Below are 26146 nucleotides of genomic sequence, written 5' to 3'. Positions count from 1 at the left end.
GCGAGCGGTTCCTGGCGCCGATGCGTTGGGAAGCTCGATGGCAAAAGCCGCGACCGGCCGGAACAAGGCTGGCGCGGCTTTGTCTTTGGGACCGCGTGTTGCAGGCCCAATCGAGTGCCGACGATGCGCCTAGACAGCTCCGGTGAAGGATGAAATTCTCCCGCCACTCTGGAAGAGGCGCGGCCGGGACGGTCGCGCGAGAGTGGAGGAGTTGTGTCACCATGAAGAAATTCAGTATTTTGAGCGCCGCCATATTTGGCCTGATGATGACCGCGCCGGTCGCCTTCGCCGACGACATCACCTTTTCGGTGGTCGGACCGATGACCGGTCAGCTTGCCACCATCGGCGACCAGTTCAAGCAGGGCGCGCAAGCCGCCACCGACGCGATCAACGCGGCGGGCGGCGTCGACGGCCGCCAGATCAAGCTCGACATCGAGGATGACCAGTGCGATCCGAAGCAGGCAGTTTCGGTCGCGAACCGCATCATCGCCAATGGTGTCAAGTTCATCGATGGCCATGCCTGCTCGGGCTCCAGCATCCCGGCCTCCGCTGTCTACGCCGAAGCCGGTGCGCTGATGATGAGTCCGGCTTCCTCGAACCCGGTGCTGACCGACGCAGCGGCGAAGGCCGGCTGGCCGACGATCATGCGCCTCTATACGCGCGACGATGCGCAGGGCGCTTTCATCGGTCCATGGATCGCCAAGAAATATGCCGGCAAGAACGTCGTCATCATGCACGACAAGAGCGCCTATGGGCAGGGTGTGGCCGATGCCGTCAAGGCAACGATGAACCAGAACGGTCTCAAGGAGATCCTCTACGAGGGCATCAACGCCGGCGAGAAGGACTACTCCGCGCTTGTTACCAAGCTCAAGGAGCTGAAAACTGATGTCGTCTATTTCGGCGGCTATCATCCCGAAGCGGGCCTCATCCTGCGCCAGTCGGCGGAGCAGAACCTCAAGTTCCAGCTGATCATGCCGGACTCGATCGCTTCGCCGGAATTCTGGCAGGTTGCCGGTCCGGCCGGTGAAGGCACCATGTTCGTCTTCCCATCGGATCCGCAGGCGAAGCCCGAAGCCAGGGAAGCCATCGCCAAGATCAAGGCCGGCGGCTTCGTGCCGGAGGGCTTCACGCTGTTTTCCTATGCGGTGATCCAGGCCTTCGCCGAAGGCATCAAGCGCGCCGGCAGCGACGACCCGGCCAAGGTCGCTGAAGCGTTGAAGAACGGCCAGCCGATCAGCACGGTTGTCGGTCCGGTCACCTTCGACGAGAAAGGCGACCTCAAGAACGCCAGCTACGACATCAACCAGTGGCACGACGGCAAATACGCCCCGATCCAGCCGTAATGGCCGCGGCGCCGCAAGCTGCGCTGGTGTAATCGAACATGGCCGGGGTCAAACCCGGCCATGTTGTTCTTGGCGATGCCTTTGTGACGCGTTCGAGATCACTTCGTGGATAGGGAAACAGCAGTCAGCTGTGGTTCCTCGGCAAAGCGAACCAGCACGGTTCCGTCGGTGACCTGCGCGCCTTCGGCAGCGATTTCGGCGATTACCCCGTCATGGGGGGCGGCAATGGTGTGCTCCATCTTCATCGCCTCCAGGATCAGCAGCGGCTGCCCCTTGATCACGGCCTCGCCTTTGCCAGCACGAACCAATTTGACCAGTCCCGGCATTGGCGCGCGCAGGCTGCCGGAAGCGGCTGCGGCTTCGTCGGCCCGCGCCAGCGGATCCGGCACGGCAAAACCGTAGCCGATGGCGCCTTCGAAGACCGTGACGTGGCCCGGCCAGCGGGCGAGGCGAGGCGCGGCGCGGAGATCATGCGAATTGGCGCTGTCATAGGGGGCATCCAGCGCCACCTCGAACCGCCCGTCCGGCCGCACCGATACGCGCGCGACGATCCCCTGCTCGCCAAATCTCAGCAGCGTGCGCCGCGCCACCGCGTGGAAATGCGCATAGCCGGCCAGTGACGACCAGGGATCGTCGGAGGACGGCAAGTCGCCCGCACCAGACGCGGCAAGTGCCGCAACGGCAATCGTCTCACCGCTCGGCGGCGGAACCGCCGTCAGCGCCTGCTGATGCCTGGCGATCAGGTCGGTATCGACATCGCCCGCCGCAAAATCCGCATCAGCGGCCAGCGCGGCAAGAAAGGCGGTGTTGACCGTCGAGCCGGCGATTTCGGTCTGCGACAGCGCCGCGCCGAGTGCCGTGAGCGCCGTCCGCCTGTCCTTGCCATGGATGACCAGCTTGGCGATCATCGGATCGTAAAACGGCGAGATCGCATCGCCGGCGCGCACACCGGTTTCGATGCGCATGCTCGCACCTTCGGGCGCCGGTTGCGGAAATTTTAAATGGTGCAAGGTGCCGGTCGCCGGCAAAAACCCTCTTGCTGCGTCCTCGGCATAGATGCGCGCCTCGAAGGCGTGGCCGGAGAGCGCGACCTCGCTCTGCGTCTTCGGCAGTTTTTCGCCGGAGGCCACCCGCAACTGCCACTCGACCAGGTCGATGCCGGTGACCATTTCGGTGACCGGGTGCTCGACCTGCAGGCGGGTGTTCATTTCCATGAACCAGAAACGGTCGGCCTTCAGACCTTGCGAGGCATCGACGATGAACTCGATGGTGCCGGCGCCGGAATAGTGGATTGCCTTGGCGGCCTTCACCGCCGCCTCGGTCATCGCCTTGCGCAACGCCGGCGTCATGCCGGGGGCAGGCGCCTCCTCGATCACCTTCTGGTGGCGGCGTTGCGCCGAGCAGTCGCGCTCGTAGAGGTGCACGACATTGCCGAAACTGTCGCCGAATATCTGCACTTCGATGTGGCGCGGCTTGTCGACATATTTTTCCACCAAAACGCGGTCGTCACCGAAGGCGGCCTTCGCCTCGCGCCGCGCGCCAGACAGTGCTTCCGAAAAATCATCGGGATGCTCGACGCGCCGCATGCCCTTGCCGCCGCCACCGGCGCGCGCCTTGATCAATACGGGGTAGCCGATCTCGCGCGCCTTGGAGGCGAGCAACACGATCTCCTGCGCCTCGCCATGATAGCCCGGCACCACCGGCACGCCGGCCTTTTCCATCAGCCGCTTAGCCGCGTCCTTCAATCCCATGGCGCGGATCGAGGCCGCCGACGGCCCGATGAAGATCAGCCCCGCCGCGACCACCTGGTCGACGAAGTCGGGATTTTCCGAGAGAAAGCCGTAGCCCGGATGAATGGCCTCGGCACCCGTGGCCAAGGCCGCCGCGATGATCTTGTTACCCCGCAGATAGCTTTCGCCGGCAGGCGAGGGACCGATATGCACCGCCTCGTCCGCCGTCTCGACATGCAAGGCGCGAGCGTCGGCGTCAGAATAGACGGCGACGCTGCGCACACCCATCCTGCGTGCCGTGCGGACCACCCGGCAGGCGATCTCGCCACGGTTGGCGATCAGGATCTTGGCGAACATCGGGCCTCCACAGGCAGAGCTCGCCGCCAACGGCGCGAATTCTCTTCACGCGAGCTGCGGCAATACCCCGCTTTGTAATCTGGCCGTCAAAGGATAGGCAAGCGAGGCCTGCCTACTTGGAGGCCGCGATTTCGCAAGCTCCACCGGTCGTGACCTTGTAATGGCTGCGGGTGGCCTGGCAGGATTTCATAGCCATATCCTCGGCAGTCTTTTGCGAGGGCGCATTCAAGCGCGAGCCGCACATGATGTACAACGAACGCACTCTGGAATACGGAGTGGTCGCATAGGCTGAATGGCCGCTGGCCGCCACATACGCCTTATATGCCTTGGTACACGGCCGATCCGCGGTTGCCGGCAAATACGGGTAGAAACGGACGTCGCCCTTGCTTCCAGCTAGCGATTCGGCGGCGCCAATATTCGGTGCAGAGGCCACGAACAGTGCAAGTACCAATGGTTGCTCGCCTGATGGATAAAGATTTCATTGCCCAACCCATTTGAAAAACCCAAGACTGGCAGATATTCAGCTATTTGGAGGCGGCTATTTCGCAGCCTCCGCCTGTCGTAACCTTATAACTGTTGCGGGTGGCCTGACAGGATTTTAACGCCAACTCTTCGGCAGCTTGCTGTGATGGTGCATTCAAGCGCGAGCCGCATATGATGTACAGCGAACGCACCCGGGAATACGGAGTGCTTGCATAGGCCGAATGGCCACCGGCCGCTACATAGGCCTTGTAAGCCATGGTGCATGGATCCTTCGGATTCTTCGGCAAATAGGGGTAGAAACGGGTCTCGCCCTTGCTTCCCGCCAGCGATTCCGCCGTTCCTATGCCAGGTGCCGTGAATACAAGAAAGCCGGCAAGTATCGAAGCGATTGTACTTTTGACGTGTCTCGGTGTCATTTTTCCCCCTGGAAGAGCGAACGCCAACAGCATCTCCTACTTGGAGGCAGCGATGCTGCAAGCTCCCGCGGTTGTGACCTTGTAGCTCCTCTTGGCTGACTGGCAGGATTTCAGCGCCTGCGCCTCTGCAGCCTTTTGCGACGTTGCATTTGCACGCGCGCAAATCATGAACTCGGTCGCCCAATTGAATGGAGTCGACGCATAAGCGGAATGGCTGCCGGTCGCCACATAGGCCCTGTATGCCTTCTGACAGCCTCCCGTCGAGCCAGGTGCGAAATAGACGGGATAGCGGCTGTCGCCCTTGCTTCCCGCCAGCGACTCCGCTGCTCCGATACCGGGCGCCCCCAACACGAGCAACCCTGCAAATATGGATACAGTTGTTTTCTGAAAAAGCTGAAGTCTCATCTTCGCCCTATCCCCCATTGCTATCTGGCGCTTTGATGCCGAAAGCTACTTGGAAGCGACTACGCCGCAGCCGCCGACCATGTCCACTTTGAACTTCTTGCGACCGGATTCGCATGACTTAAGCGCGAGCGCTTCGGCAGCCTTCTGGGACGGTGCGTTAATGTGCACGCCGCAGACGAAATACAGGACCCTTGCTCCGGTGATGGTCGATGCGTAGGCGGAATGACCGGCCGCAGCCACATAGGCGTTGTAGGCCTGCCTGCAATTGCCTTCCGAGCCTTGCTGAGGGAGATACACGAAGGAACGCTTGTCGCCGACTTTCCCAGCCAGCGACGCCGCTGCACTGGCGCCAGGCGTCGCTAATATAAGCAACCCCGCAAGTATAGACGCAGTTGTTTCCTTGAAAAGCCGCCGTTTCATCTTCGCCCAATCCCCATTGGTATTTGAGATGACCAATAGCCGTGATTCTTTCGGCTGGCCAGATGAAGAAGCAAAAAAATTGGTCTGGAGGTGTGGACGGGTTCGTCGCCCGCGCAGGGTCACACCCTGCCGAGTGCAGCAACGACCCGCTGATACAGTTCGGCCGTCGGCTCGTCGAAGCAGCAGAAAATGACAGTTTCCGGAACGATATTCTGGCCGATGAAGGCACTCACGGTACCGACAGCAATTTGCGTCGCCTGATCCTTAGGATAGCGGTAGACACCGGTCGAGATCGCTGGAAACGCCACCGTCCGGCAGTCCTTTGCGGCGGCGATTTCGAGTGACCGGCGATAGCAGGAGGCGAGCAGCTCGGCTTCTCCTTTACCGCCGCCTTACCAGACCGGTCCGACCGTGTGGATGATGTAGCGTGCCGGCAGCCTGTAGCCCTTGGTGAGCTTTGCCTCGCCAACCTTGCAGCCATTCAGCATCCGGCATTCGAACTCAAGCTCGGGGCCGGCCGCGCGGTGAATGGCGCCGTCCACGCCACCGCCGCCGAGAAGCGAGGTGTTGGCGGCATTGACGATGGCATCGACCGCCAGCTTCGTGATGTCGCCGGTGTGAACGCGAATCCTCTGGCCGACTGCGCTCATCTCACATCCTGAACACGCCGAACCGGGTCTCCTCGATCCCGGCGTTCAGCGCGGCCGACAGGCTAAGCGCCAGCACCTCGCGGGTCTTCGCCGGATCGATGATGCCGTCGTCCCAGAGCCTTGCCGACGAATAGAGCGGGTGCCCTTCATGCTCGTACTTCATCAGGATCGGCTTCTTGAATTTGGCTTCCTCTTCGACGCTCCACTCGCCACCCTTGCGCTCGATGCCTTCGCGCTTGACGACGGCCAGCACCGTTGCTGCCTGTTCGCCGCCCATCACCGAGATGCGGGCATTCGGCCACATCCACAGGAAGCGTGGCGAATAGGCGCGTCCGCACATACCGTAATTGCCGGCGCCGAACGAGCCGCCGATGATCACGGTCACCTTCGGCACCTTGGCCGTTGCGACCGCCATGACCAGCTTGGCGCCATCCTTGGCGATGCCGCCGGCCTCGTATTTTCGCCCGACCATGAAACCGGTGATGTTTTGCAGGAAGACCAGCGGGATCTTGCGCTGGCAGCACAGCTCGATGAAGTGCGCGCCCTTCAGCGCGCTTTCCGAAAACAGCACGCCATTGTTGGCGACGATGCCGACCGGCATGCCGCTGAGGTGGGCGAAGCCGGTGATCAGCGTGGTGCCGTAATTCTGCTTGAACTCATCGAACTCGGAGCCGTCGACGATGCGGGCGATCACCTCGCGCACGTCGTAAGGCTGGCGCAAATCCGTCGGTACGATGCCGTAGAGTTCATGTGGATCGTGAAGCGGCGGAATCGATTTCTTCAGGGCCAGGCTTACAGTCTTGTTCCGATTCAGGTTTTTGACGATACGCCGGCATATTGCCAGCGCATGTTCGTCGTCGAGCGCATAGTGATCGGCAACGCCGGAAAGCCTTGTGTGCACGTCGGCACCACCGAGGTCCTCGGCGGTGACGTCCTCGCCGGTGGCCGCCTTCACCAGCGGCGGCCCGCCGAGAAAGATGGTCGCCTGGTTGCGCACCATGATTGTCTCGTCCGACATCGCGGGCACATAGGCGCCGCCGGCCGTGCATGAACCCATGACGCAGGCGATCTGCGGAATGCCGGCGGCCGACATGTTGGCCTGGTTGTAGAAGATGCGGCCGAAATGATCGCGGTCGGGAAACACCTCGTCCTGATTGGGCAGATTGGCGCCGCCGCTGTCGACCAGATAGACGCAAGGCAGATTGTTCTGCAATGCGATCTCCTGTGCACGCAGATGCTTCTTCACCGTCAGTGGATAATAGGTGCCGCCCTTCACCGTGGCGTCATTGACGACGACCATGACTTCGGTGCCTTCGACGCGGCCGACGCCGGCGATGAGGCCGGCCGAGGAGATGTCCTCGCCATACATCGACCACGCCGCGAACTGGCCGATCTCGAGGAAGGGCGAGCCGGTATCGAGCAATTGGGCAAGACGTTGCCGCGGCAGGAGCTTGCCGCGCGAAACATGCCGCTCACGCGCTTCCTCCGAGCCGCCGTGTTCGACCGTAGCAGCCTTTTCCGCAATATCGGCGACCAGCGCCCGCATGCGCTCGGCATTGGCGCGGAAAATATCGGAGACGGGCGAGATCTGCGAGGTGAGGGGGGCCATGGCGCTACCGGATCAGCTCGATCTTGCAGCCGACATCCAGGTCGCCCCAGTCGCGATCGGCGGTGACGGCAATGGCGTTCTCGCGAATCGCCAGCGCCAGGCAGGCCCGATCGCCCAGCGACAAGCCGCGATGCCGCGTCAGTTGGCGAAGCTGGCCGGCGGCGATGCCCATCGCTTGGTCGAAAACGGCGATCGGCATGCCGAGACTTCCGAGGTCGTCGGCAGCCTGTTCCAAGCTGCGTCCCTTGTCGATCAGCTTGGCAATGATCTCGGCCGCATTGACCGAACTGCATTGTGCATCCGGCGCGAACCCCAAAGCATTCTCGGTGCCTTGCTCGTTGAGCAGGATTGCGAGCGCCGCCGAACTGTCCATGACGTAGGGCTTCATTTCACCCGCTTTCCTGTCGTCCCTTCGGCGTGAAGCCGGTCGAGACGCTTGTCGCTTCGACGCTGCTCTTCCCGCCGCTCCTTCAGAAATTCGTCGACGACGCTTTCACCGGGCTGTTTCAGCGCCGACAATTCGGCCTGAACGCGTCGCAGATTCTGCAGCCACGATCTTACCCGCAACTCGCCGTTTTCGACATGAAGGATCATGTCCTCGCCAGGCTTCACGCCCATCTCCTCGCGCATCGCAGCAGGGATGACGAAGCGCCCGCCCTCGCCAAGCTTGACGCGCTCGCGTTTCGCCGGAACCCGAAGCCGCGTTTTGCGGGCGCCAGCATCGAACTGTGCTTGCGGATCTTCATCAAATCCGGACTTTCCCGTTCTGCCCGCCATGGTCCGTCTCGCTTGTATTTATGGCATATGTCCAGAAGTATGCCATATCGTGCGGCTTCTGGCAAATCTCAAAAGAATGCCATTAGGCGCCCTCCGCCATGATTTCCCGCCCGATCAGCCAGCGACGGATTTCGCTGGTGCCGGCGCCGATCTCGTAGAGCTTGGCGTCGCGCAGCAGCCGGCCGGTAGGGTAATCGTTGATGTAGCCGTTGCCGCCCAAAAGCTGGATGGCGTCGAGCGCCATCAGCGTCGCCTTTTCGGCGGCGAACAGCACGCACCCGGCGGCGTCCTTGCGCGTCGTCTCACCGCGATCGCAGGCGGCGGCTACGGCATAGACGTAAGCACGCGCCGCATTCATCGTCGCATACATGTCGGCGAGCTTGCCTTGCACCAGCTGGAACTCGCCGATCGGCTGGCCGAACTGCTTGCGTTCGTGCACGTAAGGGATCGCCACGTCGAGGCACGCAGCCATCAGGCCGATCGGGCCGCCGGCAAGCACGGCGCGTTCGTAGTCGAGGCCTGACATCAGCACCTCGACGCCGCGCCCTTCCTCGTGCAGCACATTGTCGAACGGCACTTCGACATTGTCGAACACCAGCTCGCCGGTGTTCGAGCCGCGCATGCCGAGCTTGTCGAGCTTTTGCGCCACCGAAAAACCGGCAAAGGCCTTTTCGACGATGAAAGCGGTGATGCCGCGCGAATTGAGTTCCGGATCGGTCTTGGCGTAGACGACCAGCGTCTCGGCATCCGGCCCGTTGGTGATCCACATTTTGGTGCCGTTGAGCACGTAGCGATCATTGCGCTTTTCGGCGCGCAGGCGCAGCGACACGACATCTGAGCCGGCACCCGATTCCGACATCGCCAGTGCCCCGACCTTTTCGCCGCTGCAGAGCGAAGGCAGATATTTTTCTTTCTGCGCCTGCGTCGCCCAGCGGTTGATCTGATTGACGCAGAGGTTGGAATGGGCGCCGTAAGAGAGGCCGACCGAGGCCGAGGCGCGCGAAATCTCCTCCATCGCCACGACATGGGCGAGGTAGCCCATGCCGCTGCCGCCGAAATCGGGATCGGCGGTGATGCCGAGCAGGCCGAGCCCGCCGAGCTCCGCCCACAGATGTGCCGGGAATTCGTTCGAGCGGTCGATCTCGGCGGCTATCGGCGCGATTTTCTCCTGGGCGAAGCGCCGCACCAGATCGCGCAGCGCCTCGATGTCTTCGTCAAGCCCGAAGTTGAGCGTCTGCGTGTACATGCCGTTCCTCCCGGCGCACGACCCCGAAATCGGGATCATGCGCGAAATCAAAGTGCTACAGCGTCCTTTGCGCGCTCGAATGGACGCACGGTGCCGTGGCTCGTCCTCGCGCCATCGCTCTTTGCTCCAGCAAGGCGCATTGTCATTGCTAGATATGTAGCGGTGACTTCGGCGATCGACAGCCGTTCGCCCGGCCGGAACCACACGATGACGCCGGTCATCATCTGGATCAGCGCCATGGCGGTGAGCCCGGTGTCCTCGACGCTGAACAAGCCCGCTTCGACGCCGTCGCGCAGAATGGCGCGCAGCTCCTTCTCGTAAGCGGTGCGCATGCGCAGGATCTGCGTGAGTCTTTCGTGCGACAGGCTGCGCAGCTCCATGTTCGAGACATGGGTGGAATGGCGGCGTTCGACGTGGAAAGCGATGTGGTTTTCGACATAGGCGGCGAGCCGCGCTGCCGGATCGGCGCCGACAGGGCGTGTTGTGCGCCACGCCTCGATCAGGCCTTCCATATGCTCGCGCATCAGCGTGAACAGAAGGTCCTGCTTGGTCGGGAAATAGCGGTAAAGCGCCGCTGCCTGGACGCCGACCTCGGCCGCCAGCTGGCGCATCGACATCGCCTCGTAGCCGAGACGCGCAATCAGGCTGACCGCCGCCTCGCGGACCGCAGCTTCGGTCTTCTCTCCGTCGGAACCGGTCGTACGCGCCATGACAAGCCGCCTTTTCAGAACAATAAAACAAACGTTCAATTAATTCAAGGAGTGTGTTCGGGTAAGGCAATGGCTTCAGGTTTGCTCTATCTGCACCCTGGAGATTTTGTGCGATGGAAGCGAATGAGCAGGATCATGCCTTGCTAGGCAACGATCGTGAAACCCGCGGACATGTTGCGTGCCTCGATCTCCTCGACATCGACCTTCGAAACTGCTGCCCCTGGCGGCCCTTGCCAGAGACGTTCGATCATTGTCGAGACCGCCGCATCGGCACCTGCAATCGAGGCTGTCACCGAGCCGTCAACTTCGTTGCGCACCCAACCGGCAAGGCCAAGTCCAGACGCCTCGCGCCGCGCCCAGACCCGATAGCTGACGCCCTGCACCTTGCCGTATATGCGTACCTGCACCGTCCGGTCGGCCATCGCGCTCTCCATCTTCTGAGTCGAGTCTGGCGCATCGCTGTGCAAATTCAACCAGGCAACGTGCATCGAAGGTCTCTCTGCCGATCGCTATCCGCCAGCTTCACGTGCGAGATAGGCGGCGTCTCCATCGAATGATTGACTAAGTCAAATAATAGACCATCATGGTCCTTAGGAGCGATCAGCCCGAAGGAGGTCGACATGCCGGCCGAACGGAATGCCCTTGTTACCGAGATCCGCGGCTTCAACCGCTACTATACGTGCCTGATTGGGCTGCTCGACGAGACCTTGACGCACAGCGCCTATACGCTGGGCGAGGCGAGGCTGCTGTTCGAATTGGGCCACCGATCCCGTGCTGCCGCCAACAGCGACGGTGAGGCAGGGTTTCTTGCGCGGGCGTTCCACCTCGATCTCGGGCCGGCGGCCTCCGAAATCGCTGCCGAACTCCGGCTCGATCCGGCCTATGTCACACGCGTCCTGAGGAAATTCGCCGCCGCCGGCCTGACCGAGATACGCACTGACCCGTCCGATCGGCGTCGACGCATCCTGTCGCTGACCGCTCGCGGAAGTGCTGAGCTCGCCAGGCTTCAGGCTGCGGCGGATCGCGATCTCGCCCGGCTGACGGCCGGCCTGGCCGATGAACAGGCTGCCGAACTATCGGACACGCTGAAGCGGGTCATGCGCCTGCTCGGGGAGAAATAGCGGGCAGCACTGGAATCGGGGCGTTGCGCCCCTCAGTTCCCCCGTGCTGCCGCCAGTGCGCCCGGCAGTTCCTCGGCAAAAATGTCGAGCTCGTGGTCGAGGCCGACGCTGACCCGGATGCAGCGGTCGAGCACCGGCACTATCGGCTTGCGGATGAACACGTCGCGCGACAACAGCGCCTGCAACACCTTCAGCGCGAAGGCGCCGTCGCGGCCGCAATCGATGGTGACGAAATTGGACGCCGAAGCCAGCGGCTTCAGCCCGTTCGCCTCGGCTATTCCGGCGATGCGCAGGCGGCCGGCGGCGACCCGCGCCACCACGCTCTCCAGCCAGTCTTGATCGGCAAGCGCCTCGACACCGGCGATCTGCGCCATGCGGCTGACGCCGTAATGGTTGCGTATCTTCTCAAAGTCGCGAATCACCTGGGCTTCGGCCACCGCGTAGCCGCAGCGTATGCCGGCTAGCCCATAGGCCTTGGAGAAGGTGCGCATGCGGATGACGTTCGGCCGCGCCACATCGATCGGCGGCATCGCTGAGGCTGGCCCTAATTCGCCATACGCCTCGTCGAGCACCAGCATTGTGGTCTCCGGCAAGGCCTCGAGGAAGCGGCTGAGCTCGGCCGCTTCCCACCAACTGCCCATCGGATTGTCCGGGTTGGACAGATAGACCAGCGGCGCCTTGTCCCTGGCCACTGCCGCCAGCAGGCCGTCGAGGTTTTCTCGGTCGTTCTCGTAGGGCACTGCGACCAGCCGGCCGCCGACGCCGGCGACGTGAAAGTTGAAGGTCGGGTAGGCGCCGAGCGAGGTCACCACCGCGTCGCCGGGCGCCACATACATGCGCGCCACCAAGCTGAGCAGCCCGTCTATGCCTTCGCCGACGACGACGTTTTCGGCGCCGACACCGAGATGTCGGGCCACGGCTACCTTCAAATCGTGATTGTCGGGGTCGCAATACATCCACATGTCGCCGGCAATCTCGGCCATGCGGGCAACGACCCGCGGCGAGGGGCCAAAGCTGCTCTCATTGGCGCCGATGCGGGCGCGAAAGGCGCGGCCGCGATCACGCTCCTGCGCTTCAGGGCCGACAAACGGCACCGTAGAGGGAAGCGCGTCGATGAGCGGCGTAAGGGGAGGGCGCATGGCAAAGGCTCGTTCGAACAGGGCCTTCTTGCTAGCCTGCCGGCTGGGGCTGCGCAAGTTCCACGAACGGCGGCGACGGTCAGGCTGGATTCTTGCAGATCATTTTGCTAGCGAGACATGATGAGCAACCGACTGCCGCCCGCCTGGTCCAAGCATATAAAGTCCCACCCGGCGCCGAAAGTGGAACCGCCGAAGGCGAAACCATTGACGCGCGTGCAGGCCGACGATGCGCTGCTGAAACAGGCGTATGGCTTGCAGCAGGCCAAGCGGTTGGCCGAGGCTCGGGAACTGTGCCGTCGCGTGCTGGAGCGCACGCCCAACCATCCCTTGGCATTGTATATCATGGGCACGCTATTCATCGGGCTCGACGATGAAATGGCCCTGCGATATTTGGCCCGAGCCGTCGGCGAGGAGCCTCAAAACCCCTTTTATCACCTTAGTCTCGGTGAAGTTTATCTAAAAGTCAGCGAATATTCGCTCGCAATCAAGCATATTCAGCAAGCATTGAAGTTGAAGCCCGATTTGCTGGAAGCGCTTTGCGCGTTGGCACGCGCTTACGTCGAATTCGACAAGGCTGACATGGCTGTGCCGGTTTACGAGAAAGCGCTCAAGATCAACCGCGATCATCCCCGTGTTCGGACGGGGCTTGCCAGCGCACTCACCGGTCTTGGTCGCATGGATGAAGCCAAAATCTATCTGAAGGAGGCGATCGAACGTCGCATCGCTATGCCCGCCGCCTATAATGAGCTTGTGCGTACGCGCAAATTCACCGAAGAGCCGGCCGAACTTAGGTCCATCCTGCGCGAGCTTGGTGAGCCAAAGCTTGACCCGGACAGTGCGACGACACTTCATCACGCTGCCGGCAAAGTGCTGAACGACCTTGGGCGCTACGAAGACGCGATAGATCATTTCAAGAAAGGCAAGCGGGCCGCCGGCTATAAGTTCGATCTGGAGACCTATCGCCGCTGGATCGACTCCACGATTGAGTTCTTCAACCCGGACATGTTGGCCGCCAAGGCGGGTTATGGAAGCCCGTCGGAAGTGCCCGTGTTTGTATTGGGCATGCCCCGATCGGGCACCACCCTGACCGAGCAGATTTGCGCGAGCCACCCGAATGTTCATGGCGCCGGAGAGCTGAAAAAGATAAGGCGAGCCGCAAATGCTATCGGCCTCACGAAGGTTTCAGCACGGACCTTGGACCAATCGATCGTTCCGATCACCCCCGACCTATCCAAAATGCTGGCCGAGGAGCACCTGTCCTATCTTCGTGAGCGTGCGCCGACCGCGCTTCGCATCGTCGACAAGATGCCCCGGAATTTCGAACTGATCGGTCTCATAGGGCTTCTCTTCCCCAATGTACGGATTATTCACTGTCGTCGCGACGCCATCGACAATTGCCTCTCGTGTTTTTTCCAGAATTTCTCCAAGGGACACAGCTACATCGCCGACCTGCAGACACTCGGGCTGTACTACCGTGAATATGATCGCCTGATGCGACATTGGGACAAGGTTTTTCCCGGACGCATCTTCGAAAGTCGCTACGAGACGCTGGTTGCGGATCAGGAGGCACAATCGCGCCGTCTGATCGATCATCTTGGATTGCCCTGGGACGATACCTGCCTGCGCTTCTTCGACAAGGAGGGATCGGTCAACACGGCCAGTCGCTGGCAGGTTCGGCAACCGATCTACAGTTCATCTGTCAAGCGCTGGAAAAACTATGAGAGCGCAATCCAGCCGCTGATCCAGTCGCTCGGTGATCTCGCCGAGATTTGACTCGGGAATTGCAGTCGGCAATTTGCATTTGTGTGGGCCACGAGATCTGAATCGCCAGGTTTGTGGGCTGGGGCTGCAATTGCGGCGGGGCACCGGTTGCTAGACTAAGCTCCCGGCCTGGCTGCCAAGTTCTGCGGCGGGCGGGCACGTCAGGCTGGATTCTCCCAGATCATTTTGCTAGCGAGACATGATGAGCAACCGACTGCCGCCCGCTTGGTCCAAACACATAAAGTCCCGCCCGGCGCCGAAAGTGCAGCCGCCGAAAGCGAAACCGCCGTCGCGCGCGCAAGCTGACGACATGCTGTTGCGACAGGCGCTCGAACTCCAGCAAGCCAAGCGGCTTCCAGAGGCCGAGGAGTTATGCCATCGCGTTCTCGCCCGCACGCCAAACCACCCGCTTTCGCTGTACATCCTCGGCACGCTGGGGCTCGGTATCGACGATGAGTTGGCTCTCAAATATTTTGCACGAGCAGTAAGCCAGACGCCTCAAAATCCGTATTTCCACCTTAGCCTGGGAGAGGCCGGTCTGAAGCTTGGCGACAGCTTGCTTGCTATCAGGCACCTGCAGCGCGCCTGCGAATTGAAGCCCGATCTGGTGGAAGCGCTTTGCGGACTGGCGCGTGCCTACGTCAACTTCGACAAGGCCGAGATGGCTTTGCCCCTTTACGAGAAGGCACTGAAGATCAACGGCGCCCATCCCATGGTCCGAATTGGTCTGGCTGGTGCGCTCGCCAGCCTCGGTCGCATGGACGAAGCCAGAGCCTATCTCAATCAGGCAATAGAACGTCGCGTCGATGTTGGGGCAGCCTACAACTACCTGGTCGACACGCAAAAGTTCACCGAAAAACCTGCCGAGCTCGACTCTATCCTGCGCGAACTCTCCAATCCCAGGCTCGAACCGGTTGCTGCATCCCAGCTCCATCACGCCGCAGGCAAAGTGCTGAACGATCTCGAGCGCTACGATGAGGCGATGGATCACTTCCAGAAGGCAAAAAAGGCCGCTGGTCACGATTTCGACCTGGAGTACTACCGCCGAAGTGTCGATTCCATGATCGAGATATTCAGCCCGTCACTATTGGAAGCCAAGGCTGGCCACGGCAGTCCATCCGAAGTGCCTGTGTTTGTGCTGGGCATGCCCCGGTCGGGGACGACGCTGACCGAGCAGATCTGCGCGAGCCATCCGGACGTCCATGGCGCCGGGGAGCTTACGAAGCTGCGCCGAATCGCGAACTCGATGGGCTTTAGAACACAATCGGATGAGGACCTGCGCAGTTCGATCATGTCGATGACGAGGGATCAGTCGAGGGCGCTGGCCGAAGAATACCTGTCTTATCTGCGCCAGCACGCGCCTGCCGCGCTCCGCATAGTCGACAAGATGCCGCACAACTTCGAGTTTATCGGAGTGATTGGAATTCTTTTTCCCCACGCGCGCATCATTCATTGCCGGCGCGATGCCATCGACAATTGCGTGTCCTGCTTCGTCTTGCATTTCACCAAGGACCACGCCTACAACGCCGACCTTGAGACACTCGGCCTATACTACCGTGAATATGATCGCTTGATGCGGCATTGGAATAAGGTCTTTCCCGGACGTATTTTCGAAAGCCGCTACGAGACGCTGATTGCGGATCAGGAGGCGCAGTCGCGCCGTCTCATCGATCATCTCGGCTTGCCTTGGGACGATTCCTGCCTGCGCTTTTTCGAGAAGGACAGGTCGGTCAATACCCCCAGCCGCTGGCAGGTGCGGCAGCCGATCTATACATCATCGGTCAAGCGCTGGAAAAAATATGAGAGCACAATTCAGCCGCTGATTCACGCCTTGGGAGATCTAGCCGAACTTTGAACGAGTGGGTGGCGTTCGGCAGGCCGAGGTCGACGGTGACTTGCTGTCGAGATCCGTTGATCCTGTAGGCCAGCCCTTCAGATCGTGCCAAGATCTTCATTTTTTGCACGTTCGGACAAGCGGGCGCGGCGAGCATTACAATTGACCAGCTCAGCCCTGCGATAGGTATTCAGTGGCAGCCTGTATTCATGCACCGAGAGTTGTTAGCTGCGTCGCCCGATACGAAAAACCCGGCGGTTGGCCCGCCGGGTTCGATCTCAATCAGGTTCGGATTGTTAGAATGAGCGCTGGAAGCGCAGCATCCCGCCGACGCTGTCCTTGTCGTCGGCATTGGTCCAGTTGCGATCGTAGGCTTTATCAAACTGACCGTCGCGAGCCCAATCGACTTCGGCAGTGATCGTGAAGCCGGGAACGATATCGTAGGCGATGTTCGCGGCGACGCCGTAGTTCTTGTCGTCGTCAACCGATGCTTGGAGGTTGAACGAGGTCTTCTCGTTGATGGTGTAGGTGCCACCACCCCAAACTGCCCAGTTGCCGCCCCACTGCTTATAGAAGTTGCGGTCGATGTTGTCGTCCGAACCGTAACCGGCCATGACGAACAGTGTCAGGTTCTGTATCGGCGTAACGTCGACGCGAACCTTGCCGGCCCACTCTTCCCAAGTGCTGTCATAGGCGGCAACACCGGTGATCGAGCCCCAACCCTGCGTGTATTTAATACCGCCGACCACATACGGAACATAGCTGTCGATCGAATCATTGCCGCTGTTGCTGTCTTGGAAAATGCCAGGATCCGCATCGGCACTGCCCGAACCGGTTTCCAACGAAGCCACGGCCGAGAAGCCGTTGCCGGCGTCGAAGTAGTACTGGACGACATTGGTGTCGAAGCCGCCATAGGGGACTAGCGTATCCTGGATGACGTTGCCGGCGTAGCCGATGAACGTGTCGAAGGCCGATTCGTCTTTGCCGACGCGCAAACCACCGAGTTGGACCCAGGCAAAGTTCAGCGAAACACTCGTACCGCCGTTAAAGTTGTCATCAAGATAATCGTTGTGGTTACCCCAGTTGAAACGGGTCTCGGTGTAGGTCTTCAAGGTGCCGAGCTCGGTTTCCTGGCCGGTCCAGGTCTTCAACGTGAATCGGGCGTGCTTGTAGTAGGTATCCTGCGAGCCGCCGTCCATCTGGTCCGTGGTCTTCGCACCGTCGAAGGAGCCGACGTCGCCGATGCCGATGTCATAGCGGACATAGCCACCGATGCGCAGGCAGGTTTCGGTGCCGGGGATGTAGAAGTAGCCAGCGCCGTAGACGTCGCAAATCTTGACGTATTCAGCGGGTTCCGGCTCGGCGACGACGACGGCGTCGGCGGCGCGCGCACCGGAAACTGCGATCAGTGCCGCAGCGGAGCCGAGAAGAAGGCTCTTGATGTTCATTTTCTGACCTCCAGTCAGAATCGAGGGCGGAGGTCGGCAAAAAGCAGCTCGTTCGGCTGTTTTTATTTATATTTTCAAATAGATAAGTCCTAAGGCCGTCAGTGAGGCCCTGTCCGCCAAAAACGCTTACTGGCGAAGGCCTTGCCTGAACCGGTCTTGAAATATCGCTCGAGTTGCCGTGCGTTGGCCTCGGTTTCAACCCCGATGTAGGACTTCAAAGTTACAGGCAGATAGGCCTTGGTCGAAGTCACATAGCCTGATCGATGCGATTCGAAGCGGCGCCGAAGGTCGTTGGTCGACCCGACGTAGACATCGCCGTTACGAAGTTGCAGGAAATAGACGTACCACATAGTCCCCCTACGCTACTTCGTAGCTTCGGGCGACACCCTACGCCCAAAATGCGGTTCCGGGTGGCCTGCCACCCGAAGCCCGCAGGGCGTAGGGTGGCGGAGAGGATGGGATTCGAACCCACGAGAAGCTTTTGACCTCTACTCCCTTAGCAGGGGAGCGCCTTCGACCACTCGGCCACCTCTCCGTTGCGCCGGTGGATAAAGAAAAGCGCCGGCACAATCAACAAGCTGGCGCTATTATCCTTGAAAAATCGACCCTTCGCCAAAGCGCCGCCCAGCGATGTGGCGATTCTGCGGCGATTCCCTGGTTCGCGACTCGCGCCATGGTCACATTTCGGGCCGACCATCGCCGGAATCCGCCGTTTGCAACGGCTTGCGAAGGGCTGTTGGTTAACGGGAGCTTTCGGAGTGAGGCCAAATCGTGTCATTTGTGCAACAACGCCGGGGTATAGCGCCAACACAAACCTTTTGCCGGTACGATCGTGGTTGAACGCCGCCGCCTCATGGGTAATGTCGGGTTTGAAGGAGCGGCGCGGTGCGCATCTTTTTCGGTAGTGGGGATGGGGCAGGGAACGCTGTCCTTCAGCAAAGAATACCCAGACCCGTTTTTTAACTTTTGACTGGAGGTCAGAAAATGAACATCAAGAGCCTTCTTCTCGGCTCCGCTGCGGCACTGATCGCAGTTTCCGGTGCGCGCGCCGCCGACGCCGTCGTCGTCGCCGAGCCGGAACCCGCTGAATACGTCAAGATTTGCGACGTCTACGGCGCTGGCTACTTCTACATCCCCGGCACCGAAATCTGCATGCGCATCGGTGGCTATGTCCGCTATGACATCTCCGCCGGCGATGCGGGCGCGTTCACCGGTGCCCGTTACCAAGACCTTTCGGAGGCCTTGGAAGGCAGGGACGATGTCAACGACGGCTATTTCAAGCAGGCTCGCTTCACGCTGAGGACCTATACCGGCCAGGAAACCGAGATGGGCACCTTGAAGACCTACACCGAGACCCGCTTCAACTGGGGAACCGGTTATCACGGGGTCGATCTCGACGGCAACCCGGCCACCCCTGATGCACAATTCTCCAGCTTTGGCAGCAGAGGCGTTTCGCTGAACTTCGCCTGGATCCAACTCGGTGGTCTCCGCGTCGGTAAGGACGAAACGGCCTTCAATACGTTCACCGGTTACGCCGGCAACGTCATTAACGATACGCTGGTTCCCTACGGCGGCTTCGACACCAACGTCATCCAGTACTACTTCGATGCCGGCAACGGCTTCTCGGCCGTGGCGTCGTTGGAAACCGGTGAAGGCTTTATCCTCAACGACGACAACACCGCGCTCCACCTGGGTCACGATTCGATCGACAGCTATGTTCCATATGTCGTCGGCGGCGTGAAATACACGCAGGGCTGGGGTTCGATCTCGGGCGTCATTGCCTATGACAGCGCAGTGGAAGAATGGACAGGCAAGGCTCGCCTGGACGTGACGCCGATGCAGAACCTGACGCTGTTCCTGATGGCCGGCTACGGTTCGGACGACAATATCCCACGCAACTTCTACAAGCAGTGGAGCGGCAACTGGGCAGTTTGGGGTGGTGGCACTTACACCATCAACGAGAAGACCTCGTTCAACCTTCAGGCGGCGTATGACGAAGGCGAGAACGTCGGCATCGCGGCGAACATTGCCTACGACATCGTTCCCGGCTTCACGATCACGGCCGAAGTCGACTACCTGCACTTCGGTGACAACAATTTCGACAATTGGACCGGTGCTACCGACGAAAACAGCATCGGCGGTGTCCTCCGCTTCCAGCGCTCGTTCTAAGGGCTGGACTTAAGCAACTGAAATCCAGCCCGGGCGCTTCAACGCCCGGGCTGTTTTATTTTCGCGACTGGTAGCAAACAGAAGGAAAAGGGGGTTCGGTAGCTGAACAGGGTTGTGGAACGATGTCGTTGGGATCCACCACTGGTGGATGAAATCGGCCGCAACGCTTAAAACTCTTGAAAGGGCACCGCCAAGCAGGTAGGTCTAGGCCTATCCACTCGGGGGTGTGGCGAATAATGACGAACGATGCGATTCAAGAGGGAGGAACCTCTGATCATTTTTCGATGTTTTCTTCTCAGACTGCAAAGATAAAATACAGCTATAACAAGATACGAGAAGTAAAGTCGCATAGGATCGGAGAACTTTTTTCAGCATACCGGGATATACTTTGGGATGATGGGCGGCATAAGTACAATGTCAGCTCGTTCATCGGCGAAATAGACGAGATTCTCCTTGGGGAGCGTTTCAGCGCCTTTGACCAAAGCACCCTCGACAACCTTATCGGCACCTTGCGCCAGCGCGGCAACAGCAACGCAACCATCAACCGGAAGATGGCTGCCCTCAGCAAACTGCTGCGCAAGGCTCACAAGATGGGGGATATCCATAGCCTGCCCGAGTTCCGCCGCCAGAAAGAGCGGGCGGGACGGATTCGTTTCCTCGAAAGGGAAGAGGAGGCCCGGCTGTTTGCCGCTATCAAAAGCCGCAGCGAGGACGCTTATCGGCTTTCCGTCTTTCTCGTCGACACCGGTTGCCGCCTCGGCGAAGCGCTGGGCTTGATCTGGAACGATATCCAGGAGCACCGCGTCAGTTTCTGGATCACCAAGTCCGGCCGCAGCCGCACCATCCCGATGACCGAGCGGGTAAAAGAGGTGATCAAGCTGCCGGCCACCGAGGGCCGCCGGCCTAAAGGCCCGTTCACCAAGCTTAGCCAGGCGCAGTTTCGTGCCATCTGGAACGATGCCAAGGCCGAAGTCGGGCTTGGCGCCGACAATCAGGTCGTGCCGCACATATTGCGCCATACATGCGCCTCGCGTCTCGTCCAGGGCGGCATCGATATCAGGCGTGTGCAGATGTGGCTCGGCCACCAGACGCTGTCCATGACCATGCGCTACGCCCATCTGGCCACCAACGATCTCGACGGTTGCGTCACCGTGCTTGAGACGCCGCGGTACAGTGGTTCGGACGACGGCGGGGCAAGTCCGTTGTCCTCTCCACCTTCGGCAAGGCGGGAACCAAAAGGTGAGCCGGCCGCAAGCAAGGCACCAAAGCCCGCGAAGAGAAGCGCCAAATCCTGACGGTTTGGGTGGATCTGGCGTAAGTCGGTCGATCTGACAACGGATTGCAGGCCAATACATCAAGTCGGCGCTGCCCCTCACCCTTACCCTCTCCCCGTGAAAAAACGGGGAGAGGGGAGTTCGTCAGCGTTGCGGCCGTCTGTCCTTCTCCCGTCACTACACGGGGAGAAGGTGCCAGCAGGCGGATGAGGGGCGGCGCCGACATCCAACAATTATTCTCCGGGACGCCAGCAGAGCTGTTAATCGCTGCCAGAATGCTTCACAGGTACAAGATAAGGCAGAGAGTTACTTAAACTTACCGTAGTTTTACTTCCAACCGCTCCGCCGCTCCACCCGATCGAAAAAACCAGCGATCCTGCCCGGCAGGATCCCGGACTCCAAAAACGGTGCATGCCCCTGGCCGTCAGCGGTGATCGTCTCGATATCGGTATGGCGCGTCCGCATCTGCTCGAGCGTTTCGGCGGACAGCAGCTTCGAGTTGGCGCCGCGTATGACGAGCATTGGGATGGCCGCCAGCGCGTCGAACTGTGGCCAAAGATCGGGCATCGGCCGGCTGGGATCGAGGCCCGCCAGCGTATCGACCAGTTTCGGATCGAAATCGGGCAGAAATCCCTCCTCGGTCTCGCGGTAGAGGGCTGACGCCATCCGCTCCCAATCCGCATCGGTCAGCGCCGCAAAATCGGCGCCATGGGTGCTGCGCAGGCCGCGGACCACCTCTGCGTACGCCTTCGGCCTGGGCGCGGGGTCGAGATAGGAGCGGATATGGGCGAGCCCTTGCGTCTCGATCACCGGGCCGATGTCGTTGAGGACGACGGCCTTCAGCACGGCCGGCCGCATCGCCCCGAGCACATGGATGATCAGTCCGCCGCGCGACGTGCCGATGAGGGCAGCCTCCTCGATGCTCAGCGCCGCCAGCCCGGCGAGAATATCGCCAGCTTCGATGCCGATATTGTAATGGCCGATATCGGCATCGTAGGCGGACTGCCCGCGCCCGCGATAGTCGAAAGCGAAGACCTTGCGCTTCGCCTGCGTCGACAGATAAAGCGCCAGCTCGTGAAAATCACGGCAATTGCGGGTCAGGCCGGGCAGGCAAACGACTGGCCAGCGGCCGGAATTCGCTTCGCCGTAGATGCGGGCGTGCAGGGACAGCCCGTCCGGCGCGGCGTAGAAGAAATCGGAGAAACCCTGCTCGGTTGCCATGTGGACTCCGTTCCTCTCGCTGCTGGCTTGTTTCAACTGCTACAGGCGAGGGGCCGGTAGGGTCAAATAGGGGAGGCGCCGAAGTTGCAGGGTCCCTCAAGGGGAGATTGGCTGTCATCGTCGCTTTCGCCAAGTTTCGTCGGATGCAGAAAGGCACTGTCCACGAAGCTGGGACCCTGGGGGAGATGTCCGGCAGGACAGGGCGGGCCGCTGTCCGCCAACTCGACGTCCGGAACTTTCAAAGCCTGAAACAAAAACCCGCCTCGTTGGGCGGGTCGTCGGTGCGAATCAGCACTATGGTTAAATTACTAGCATAGCTGCCGGCACAAAGCAAGAACAAAATACGCTGTGACCGGCAAACTTGGCTTGAAGCCCGGTCGTCACCCCCGGCCGTTCACCAGATCCCCGACAATGTCGTACTTGCCGGAGATACGCATCTTGTAGACCTCATAATTCTCCATCACGCGCTGGACGTAACTTCTTGTTTCCGTATAGGGAATCCGCTCGATCCAGTCGACGACGGCATCGACGTCCTTGCCGCGCGGATCGCCGTATTTCGCCACCCACTGGGCGGCGCGGGCGGGGCCGGCATTGTAGCCGGCGAAGGTCAGCACGTAGGAGCCGTCGAAACGGCCGAGCTGCTCGCCGAGAAAGGCAGCGCCCAGCGTTGCATTGTAGCCGGCATCGGTGGTTAGCCGGGCCTGAGAAAATGTCATGCCGGCCTTCTTCGCCAATTGCTTGGCGGTGCCTGGCATTAGTTGCAGCAGTCCGCGCGCGCCGGCGCTGGAGATTGCGCCGATGTTGAACTCGCTTTCCTGGCGGGCAATCGCATAGGCCAGCGCCTTGCCCGAGCCGGAGATGTTGGCGGTGTCGGGAATGACGCCGAGCGGATGCGACAGCGCGCCGACATCGATGCCGCGGGCGCCGGCGATCTTGCCGATCTTCAGCGCCATGAAATGGTTGCCTTGTCTTTCCGCCAACACCGCAAGCAGCGCCAGCTCGCCGGGGTTTTTCAGCTGCCCGGCGAGGTCGCGGTAGAGCGTCTCGGCATAGCGGTCATAGCCGGCCTCCTGCAGCCGCTTGATGGCGCTGACCGCCTCGCGGGTGGCGAAATTCTGGCGGTCGGCGGCACTTGGCTGTGGGTAGACGATGTTGAGGGTCTGCCGGCCGACGCGCTCGCCGGCGAGCTGGCCGTAAAAGGTCGTGCCGTAGCTTGCGGCGCGGCTGAAATAATCCTTGGCATTGCCGGGGCCGCCGACTTCGGCGGCGCGGCCGAGCCAATAATAGGCGCGCGACAGCGACATCGGCCCTTGGGCGAGCTCCGCGATTCGCGCAAAATGCTTGGCGGCGGTGCTCGGGTCGTTGAGGCCGCGCAGCGCGTACCAGCCTGCATGGAATTCCGCCTCGGCAGCATTGGCGGGACTTTCGGCGGCATGCGCGGCGACTATTCTGTAGGCGGTCTTCATGTCGCCCTGGTCGACCAGCTCGCGCGACAGCATCCGGCGCTCGACCCACCAGGCGTCCGGATCGACCAGAGCGTCGCGGTCGCCCGGCGCCTTCATCACCAGCGCCGCGGCGTCGGAAAATTTCTGTTGCTTGCGCAGATATTCGGCTTCGGCAAAGAGATAGCCGGCCGCCCGCTGCGCTGCCGGCACCGCCTTCAGCAGCTTGGCCGCGTTCCTGTCGCCTTTGGTGACTGCCGCCCAGGCGTCGGCCAATTGCTGGGCGCCGGCGAGACCGGCGACGCGCAGCGCCGAAGCGACCCGGTCGGCATAGAACATGCGCTCCATGCGGAAGCGATGGTCGGCCGCCGGAATCAGCGCGCCGAACTCGCGGATGACCGCCGCCTCGTCCCCGGCTTCGAGCTTTTCGGTGCGCCAGCATGGCGACAGCACCGAGCGCGCCGCCTTGGCATCGCCCAGCGCTACATAGGAGCGCGCCAGGATCACCACGCCCTCGAAGGTCAGCGGCTGGCTGCCGTCGAACGCCCGCACCACGATCTGCGGCGTCGGGTTCTCGCGATAGAGCGCGCGCTCGCTGTTCTTGCGCAAGGCGATCGTACCCGGCCAGTTCGGCAGCATTTTTGCCGCATCGGCGATGTCGCCGCTCGGCACCTGGTCGCCGCCATAGAGCGCGATCGCCCAGGCAAGGATGTGCCGGTCGAGTGATTTGGCCGGCAGCGCCTCGCGCACCTGGCGCGCGCGCGCAATGTCGTTTGCCGCCAGCGCATCGAGACCGCTCTTCAGCGCCGCGACGCTGGCGGACGGCGACTGCTGCAGCGCATCGTTCTGCGGCTCGGTCATCGGAATCGCCGACGTGACCTGCACATCGACGCTGCTGCCGATCGCCGCGCCGGGAATCAGCGCGACGATCGCGCCGATAAGCGCGAAAAGATGAGGCCGCCTGATCGGCATGGATTTGGTCATCCCCGTTCTTCGACGCTACAACAGGCACAGATGAATTGAAGCCTATTCGTCTGTGATGAAGGGCCCGTAAAGAAAACCCTATCGAGGTCGTTCGAATTGCAATTGCCGGCGCAATGCTTGCCGCGCAACAATGTCGAGACTATGGTGCGCCGCTTCGCTTTCAGCTAGAAGGCGCGCACGACAAACCCGAAAGTCCCCAAGGAGTTGGACGACATGCTGAGAGGCTCGCTGACCGCGCTCGTCACACCGTTTGAAAAGAGCGGCCGTTTCGACGAGAAAGCCTTTCGCGCGTTCATCGCCTGGCAGATCGCCGAGGGCACGACGGGCGTGGTCCCGGTCGGCACCACAGGCGAGTCGCCGACGCTGTCGCATGACGAGCACCGCCAAGTCGTCAAGGTCTGCATCGAGGTCGCCAAGGGCCGGGTTCCTATCGTCGCCGGCGCCGGCTCCAACAACACCGAAGAGGCGGTTGGCCTGGTCCAGTATGCCGAGAAGGCGGGCGCCGACGCGGCCCTTGTCGTCACGCCCTATTACAACAGGCCGACGCAGCGGGGTCTCTACGCGCATTTCGCCGCCGTCGCCAAGGCGACCAGCCTGCCGATCATCATCTACAACATTCCACCGCGTTCGGTGGTCGACATGAGCCCGGAGACGATGGGGCAATTGGTGCACGACTTCAAGAACATCGTCGGCGTCAAGGATGCCACCGGCAAGGTCGAGCGGGTTTCGGAGCAGCGCGCCACCTGCGGCAAGGATTTCATCCAGCTCTCCGGCGAGGACGCCTCGGCCCTCGGCTTCAACGCGCATGGCGGTGTCGGCTGCATCTCGGTGACGGCAAATGTCGCGCCCAGGCTCTGCGCCGAATTCCAGGAGGCAACGCTTTCCGGCGACAGCGCCAAGGCGCTCGACCTGCAGGACCGTCTGTTGCCACTGCACAAGGCGATTTTCCTGGAACCCGGCGTTTCCGGCGCGAAATATGCGCTGTCGAAGCTGGGCAAGGTCGAGAACGTGCTGCGCTCGCCGCTAATGACGGTCGAGCCGTCGACCGCCGAGAAGATCGACGCGGCGATGAAGCACGCCGGCTTGATAAATTAGGGATGAGGCGCCACCTCTCCGCATCATGAATCAAGTCAGAAAAGCCGATCCCAACAACAAGACTGTTGCGGAAAACCGCAAGGCGCGGTTTTCCTATGAGGTGCTCGACACGATCGAGGCCGGCCTGGTGCTGACCGGTACCGAAGTGAAGTCGCTGCGCCAGGGCCAGGCCAATATCCAGGACAGCTATGCCTCGGTCGAGGGCGGCGAGATTTGGCTGATCAACTCCTATTTGCCGGAATATCTGCAGGCCAACCGCTTCAACCACGAGCCGCGCCGACGCCGCAAACTCCTGCTCAACAAGCGCGAGATGGCCAAGCTGTCGCAGAGCGTCGACCGCGAAGGCATGACGCTGGTGCCGCTGAAGATCTATTTCAACGACCAAGGGCGGGCGAAGGTGCTGCTCGCCGTCGGCCGCGGCAAGAAGCTGCACGACAAGCGTGAGACCGAAAAGCAGCGCGACTGGTCGCGCGAGAAGGGCCGGCTGCTGAAAGAGCGAGGGTGAGGAGAGG

General features: G+C 61.2%; 24 protein-coding genes, 1 tRNA gene and 1 pseudogene. 8 read left to right on the top strand and 18 right to left on the bottom strand.

All coding sequences use genetic code 11. The features are described 5' to 3' along the window. Positions 1-221 precede the first annotated feature (221 nt). Positions 222-1343, top strand: coding sequence for a branched-chain amino acid ABC transporter substrate-binding protein (locus NKJ93_RS09480; RefSeq protein ID WP_352588713.1), 1122 nt, complete (start codon positions 222-224; stop codon positions 1341-1343). Positions 1344-1441: 98 nt separating this feature from the next. Here NKJ93_RS09480 and NKJ93_RS09475 read toward each other — a convergent pair whose 3' ends face one another. The 12 genes and pseudogenes from NKJ93_RS09475 to NKJ93_RS09420 form a co-directional block, all read right to left on the bottom strand. Next, positions 1442-3430 (bottom strand): acetyl/propionyl/methylcrotonyl-CoA carboxylase subunit alpha, encoded by a 1989-nt coding sequence (locus tag NKJ93_RS09475; protein WP_352588711.1) that lies wholly within the window; start codon positions 3428-3430, stop codon positions 1442-1444. A 112-nt stretch (positions 3431-3542) separates the two neighbouring features. After that, positions 3543-3881: a hypothetical protein gene (locus NKJ93_RS09470; protein ID WP_352588708.1), complete on the bottom strand. Its 339-nt coding sequence runs from the start codon at positions 3879-3881 to the stop codon at positions 3543-3545. A 73-nt stretch (positions 3882-3954) separates the two neighbouring features. Beyond that, a complete protein-coding gene (locus NKJ93_RS09465; RefSeq protein WP_023718362.1) occupies positions 3955-4329 on the bottom strand; it encodes a hypothetical protein in 375 nt (124 codons plus the stop codon). 36 nt (positions 4330-4365) lie between these two features. Further along, positions 4366-4734: a hypothetical protein gene (locus tag NKJ93_RS09460; RefSeq protein ID WP_023718361.1), complete on the bottom strand. Its 369-nt coding sequence runs from the start codon at positions 4732-4734 to the stop codon at positions 4366-4368. Positions 4735-4779: 45 nt separating this feature from the next. Next, positions 4780-5154 (bottom strand): hypothetical protein, encoded by a 375-nt coding sequence (locus tag NKJ93_RS09455; protein ID WP_352494837.1) that lies wholly within the window; start codon positions 5152-5154, stop codon positions 4780-4782. Positions 5155-5273: 119 nt separating this feature from the next. Then, positions 5274-5804 (bottom strand): annotated as a pseudogene (locus NKJ93_RS09450) (O-acetyl-ADP-ribose deacetylase). 1 nt (position 5805) lies between these two features. Then, positions 5806-7413, bottom strand: coding sequence for a carboxyl transferase domain-containing protein (locus NKJ93_RS09445; RefSeq protein ID WP_352494838.1), 1608 nt, complete (start codon positions 7411-7413; stop codon positions 5806-5808). 4 nt (positions 7414-7417) lie between these two features. After that, positions 7418-7801, bottom strand: coding sequence for a type II toxin-antitoxin system VapC family toxin (locus NKJ93_RS09440; protein WP_023718357.1), 384 nt, complete (start codon positions 7799-7801; stop codon positions 7418-7420). Continuing rightward, positions 7798-8190 (bottom strand): AbrB/MazE/SpoVT family DNA-binding domain-containing protein, encoded by a 393-nt coding sequence (locus tag NKJ93_RS09435; RefSeq protein WP_023718356.1) that lies wholly within the window; start codon positions 8188-8190, stop codon positions 7798-7800. Before NKJ93_RS09435 ends, NKJ93_RS09440 begins: the two co-directional genes overlap by 4 nt. Before the next feature lie 82 nt (positions 8191-8272). Beyond that, positions 8273-9436, bottom strand: a complete 1164-nt coding sequence (locus NKJ93_RS09430; protein ID WP_352588705.1) for an isovaleryl-CoA dehydrogenase — start codon at positions 9434-9436, stop codon at positions 8273-8275. A gap of 47 nt (positions 9437-9483) precedes the next feature. After that, entirely contained in the window at positions 9484-10146 is a 663-nt protein-coding gene (locus NKJ93_RS09425) for a TetR/AcrR family transcriptional regulator (RefSeq protein ID WP_023718354.1), read from the bottom strand. A gap of 143 nt (positions 10147-10289) precedes the next feature. Then, positions 10290-10568, bottom strand: coding sequence for an acylphosphatase (locus NKJ93_RS09420; RefSeq protein ID WP_352494841.1), 279 nt, complete (start codon positions 10566-10568; stop codon positions 10290-10292). A gap of 198 nt (positions 10569-10766) precedes the next feature. Here NKJ93_RS09420 and NKJ93_RS09415 point away from each other — a divergent pair, with 198 nt between their 5' ends. After that, positions 10767-11267, top strand: a complete 501-nt coding sequence (locus NKJ93_RS09415) for a MarR family winged helix-turn-helix transcriptional regulator (protein ID WP_352588702.1) — start codon at positions 10767-10769, stop codon at positions 11265-11267. Positions 11268-11299: 32 nt separating this feature from the next. Here NKJ93_RS09415 and NKJ93_RS09410 read toward each other — a convergent pair whose 3' ends face one another. Further along, positions 11300-12406: a pyridoxal phosphate-dependent aminotransferase gene (locus NKJ93_RS09410; protein ID WP_352588699.1), complete on the bottom strand. Its 1107-nt coding sequence runs from the start codon at positions 12404-12406 to the stop codon at positions 11300-11302. Positions 12407-12526: 120 nt separating this feature from the next. Here NKJ93_RS09410 and NKJ93_RS09405 point away from each other — a divergent pair, with 120 nt between their 5' ends. After that, complete coding sequence (locus NKJ93_RS09405; RefSeq protein ID WP_352588696.1) at positions 12527-14179, top strand: tetratricopeptide repeat-containing sulfotransferase family protein; 1653 nt, start codon at positions 12527-12529, stop codon at positions 14177-14179. Between the two features lie 190 nt (positions 14180-14369). Next, the gene (locus NKJ93_RS09400) at positions 14370-16022 is read left to right on the top strand and encodes a tetratricopeptide repeat-containing sulfotransferase family protein (protein ID WP_352588693.1); all 1653 of its coding nucleotides are present in this window, start codon (positions 14370-14372) and stop codon (positions 16020-16022) included. A gap of 275 nt (positions 16023-16297) precedes the next feature. On the opposite strand, the gene NKJ93_RS09395 is transcribed toward NKJ93_RS09400, so the two are convergent. The 3 genes from NKJ93_RS09395 to NKJ93_RS09385 form a co-directional block, all read right to left on the bottom strand. Then, positions 16298-17449, bottom strand: a complete 1152-nt coding sequence (locus NKJ93_RS09395; protein WP_352481864.1) for a porin — start codon at positions 17447-17449, stop codon at positions 16298-16300. A gap of 98 nt (positions 17450-17547) precedes the next feature. Beyond that, a complete protein-coding gene (locus NKJ93_RS09390; RefSeq protein WP_023721031.1) occupies positions 17548-17799 on the bottom strand; it encodes a GIY-YIG nuclease family protein in 252 nt (83 codons plus the stop codon). A gap of 94 nt (positions 17800-17893) precedes the next feature. Then, positions 17894-17984, bottom strand: a tRNA-Ser gene (locus NKJ93_RS09385). 449 nt (positions 17985-18433) lie between these two features. Between NKJ93_RS09385 and NKJ93_RS09380 the strand changes: the two genes are divergently transcribed. Continuing rightward, entirely contained in the window at positions 18434-19618 is a 1185-nt protein-coding gene (locus NKJ93_RS09380) for a porin (RefSeq protein WP_023719899.1), read from the top strand. A gap of 236 nt (positions 19619-19854) precedes the next feature. Further along, positions 19855-20913, top strand: a complete 1059-nt coding sequence (locus NKJ93_RS09375; RefSeq protein WP_502904379.1) for a tyrosine-type recombinase/integrase — start codon at positions 19855-19857, stop codon at positions 20911-20913. A gap of 306 nt (positions 20914-21219) precedes the next feature. On the opposite strand, the gene NKJ93_RS09370 is transcribed toward NKJ93_RS09375, so the two are convergent. Beyond that, positions 21220-22113, bottom strand: coding sequence for an alpha/beta fold hydrolase (locus NKJ93_RS09370; protein ID WP_352588690.1), 894 nt, complete (start codon positions 22111-22113; stop codon positions 21220-21222). 380 nt (positions 22114-22493) lie between these two features. Continuing rightward, on the bottom strand, positions 22494-24527 hold the full coding sequence (locus NKJ93_RS09365) for a lytic transglycosylase domain-containing protein (RefSeq protein ID WP_352588867.1): 2034 nt from the start codon (positions 24525-24527) through the stop codon (positions 22494-22496). Between the two features lie 225 nt (positions 24528-24752). Between NKJ93_RS09365 and dapA the strand changes: the two genes are divergently transcribed. After that, positions 24753-25634 (top strand): 4-hydroxy-tetrahydrodipicolinate synthase, encoded by an 882-nt coding sequence (gene dapA / locus NKJ93_RS09360; protein ID WP_023719896.1) that lies wholly within the window; start codon positions 24753-24755, stop codon positions 25632-25634. Between the two features lie 25 nt (positions 25635-25659). Continuing rightward, positions 25660-26139: an SsrA-binding protein SmpB gene (smpB, locus tag NKJ93_RS09355; RefSeq protein WP_023719895.1), complete on the top strand. Its 480-nt coding sequence runs from the start codon at positions 25660-25662 to the stop codon at positions 26137-26139. The last annotated feature ends 7 nt before the right edge of the window (positions 26140-26146 follow it).

This window comes from Mesorhizobium sp. M0028 (genome assembly GCF_040323855.1).
Classification (GTDB): Bacteria; Pseudomonadota; Alphaproteobacteria; order Rhizobiales; family Rhizobiaceae; genus Mesorhizobium.
The sequence above is the reverse complement of the archived record's forward strand: the minus strand, read 5'-3'. Positions and strand labels throughout refer to the sequence as shown.

What these genes read in the sequence shown, in the direction of transcription:
- NKJ93_RS09390 (WP_023721031.1), bottom strand. Translation starts at nt 17,799, where the DNA reads ATGTGGTACGTCTATTTCCTGCAACTTCGTAACGGCGATGTCTACGTC.
- NKJ93_RS09445 (WP_352494838.1), bottom strand. Translation starts at nt 7,413, where the DNA reads ATGGCCCCCCTCACCTCGCAGATCTCGCCCGTCTCCGATATTTTCCGC.
- NKJ93_RS09365 (WP_352588867.1), bottom strand. Translation starts at nt 24,527, where the DNA reads ATGCCGATCAGGCGGCCTCATCTTTTCGCGCTTATCGGCGCGATCGTC.
- NKJ93_RS09480 (WP_352588713.1), top strand. Translation starts at nt 222, where the DNA reads ATGAAGAAATTCAGTATTTTGAGCGCCGCCATATTTGGCCTGATGATG.
- NKJ93_RS09460 (WP_023718361.1), bottom strand. Translation starts at nt 4,734, where the DNA reads ATGAGACTTCAGCTTTTTCAGAAAACAACTGTATCCATATTTGCAGGG.
- NKJ93_RS09455 (WP_352494837.1), bottom strand. Translation starts at nt 5,154, where the DNA reads ATGAAACGGCGGCTTTTCAAGGAAACAACTGCGTCTATACTTGCGGGG.
- NKJ93_RS09375 (WP_502904379.1), top strand. Translation starts at nt 19,855, where the DNA reads ATGACGAACGATGCGATTCAAGAGGGAGGAACCTCTGATCATTTTTCG.
- NKJ93_RS09440 (WP_023718357.1), bottom strand. Translation starts at nt 7,801, where the DNA reads ATGAAGCCCTACGTCATGGACAGTTCGGCGGCGCTCGCAATCCTGCTC.
- NKJ93_RS09420 (WP_352494841.1), bottom strand. Translation starts at nt 10,568, where the DNA reads ATGGCCGACCGGACGGTGCAGGTACGCATATACGGCAAGGTGCAGGGC.
- NKJ93_RS09380 (WP_023719899.1), top strand. Translation starts at nt 18,434, where the DNA reads ATGAACATCAAGAGCCTTCTTCTCGGCTCCGCTGCGGCACTGATCGCA.
- NKJ93_RS09415 (WP_352588702.1), top strand. Translation starts at nt 10,767, where the DNA reads ATGCCGGCCGAACGGAATGCCCTTGTTACCGAGATCCGCGGCTTCAAC.
- NKJ93_RS09475 (WP_352588711.1), bottom strand. Translation starts at nt 3,430, where the DNA reads ATGTTCGCCAAGATCCTGATCGCCAACCGTGGCGAGATCGCCTGCCGG.
- NKJ93_RS09435 (WP_023718356.1), bottom strand. Translation starts at nt 8,190, where the DNA reads ATGGCGGGCAGAACGGGAAAGTCCGGATTTGATGAAGATCCGCAAGCA.
- NKJ93_RS09430 (WP_352588705.1), bottom strand. Translation starts at nt 9,436, where the DNA reads ATGTACACGCAGACGCTCAACTTCGGGCTTGACGAAGACATCGAGGCG.
- NKJ93_RS09395 (WP_352481864.1), bottom strand. Translation starts at nt 17,449, where the DNA reads ATGAACATCAAGAGCCTTCTTCTCGGCTCCGCTGCGGCACTGATCGCA.
- NKJ93_RS09370 (WP_352588690.1), bottom strand. Translation starts at nt 22,113, where the DNA reads ATGGCAACCGAGCAGGGTTTCTCCGATTTCTTCTACGCCGCGCCGGAC.
- NKJ93_RS09400 (WP_352588693.1), top strand. Translation starts at nt 14,370, where the DNA reads ATGAGCAACCGACTGCCGCCCGCTTGGTCCAAACACATAAAGTCCCGC.
- NKJ93_RS09405 (WP_352588696.1), top strand. Translation starts at nt 12,527, where the DNA reads ATGAGCAACCGACTGCCGCCCGCCTGGTCCAAGCATATAAAGTCCCAC.
- NKJ93_RS09410 (WP_352588699.1), bottom strand. Translation starts at nt 12,406, where the DNA reads ATGCGCCCTCCCCTTACGCCGCTCATCGACGCGCTTCCCTCTACGGTG.
- NKJ93_RS09465 (WP_023718362.1), bottom strand. Translation starts at nt 4,329, where the DNA reads ATGACACCGAGACACGTCAAAAGTACAATCGCTTCGATACTTGCCGGC.
- dapA (WP_023719896.1), top strand. Translation starts at nt 24,753, where the DNA reads ATGCTGAGAGGCTCGCTGACCGCGCTCGTCACACCGTTTGAAAAGAGC.
- smpB (WP_023719895.1), top strand. Translation starts at nt 25,660, where the DNA reads ATGAATCAAGTCAGAAAAGCCGATCCCAACAACAAGACTGTTGCGGAA.
- NKJ93_RS09425 (WP_023718354.1), bottom strand. Translation starts at nt 10,146, where the DNA reads ATGGCGCGTACGACCGGTTCCGACGGAGAGAAGACCGAAGCTGCGGTC.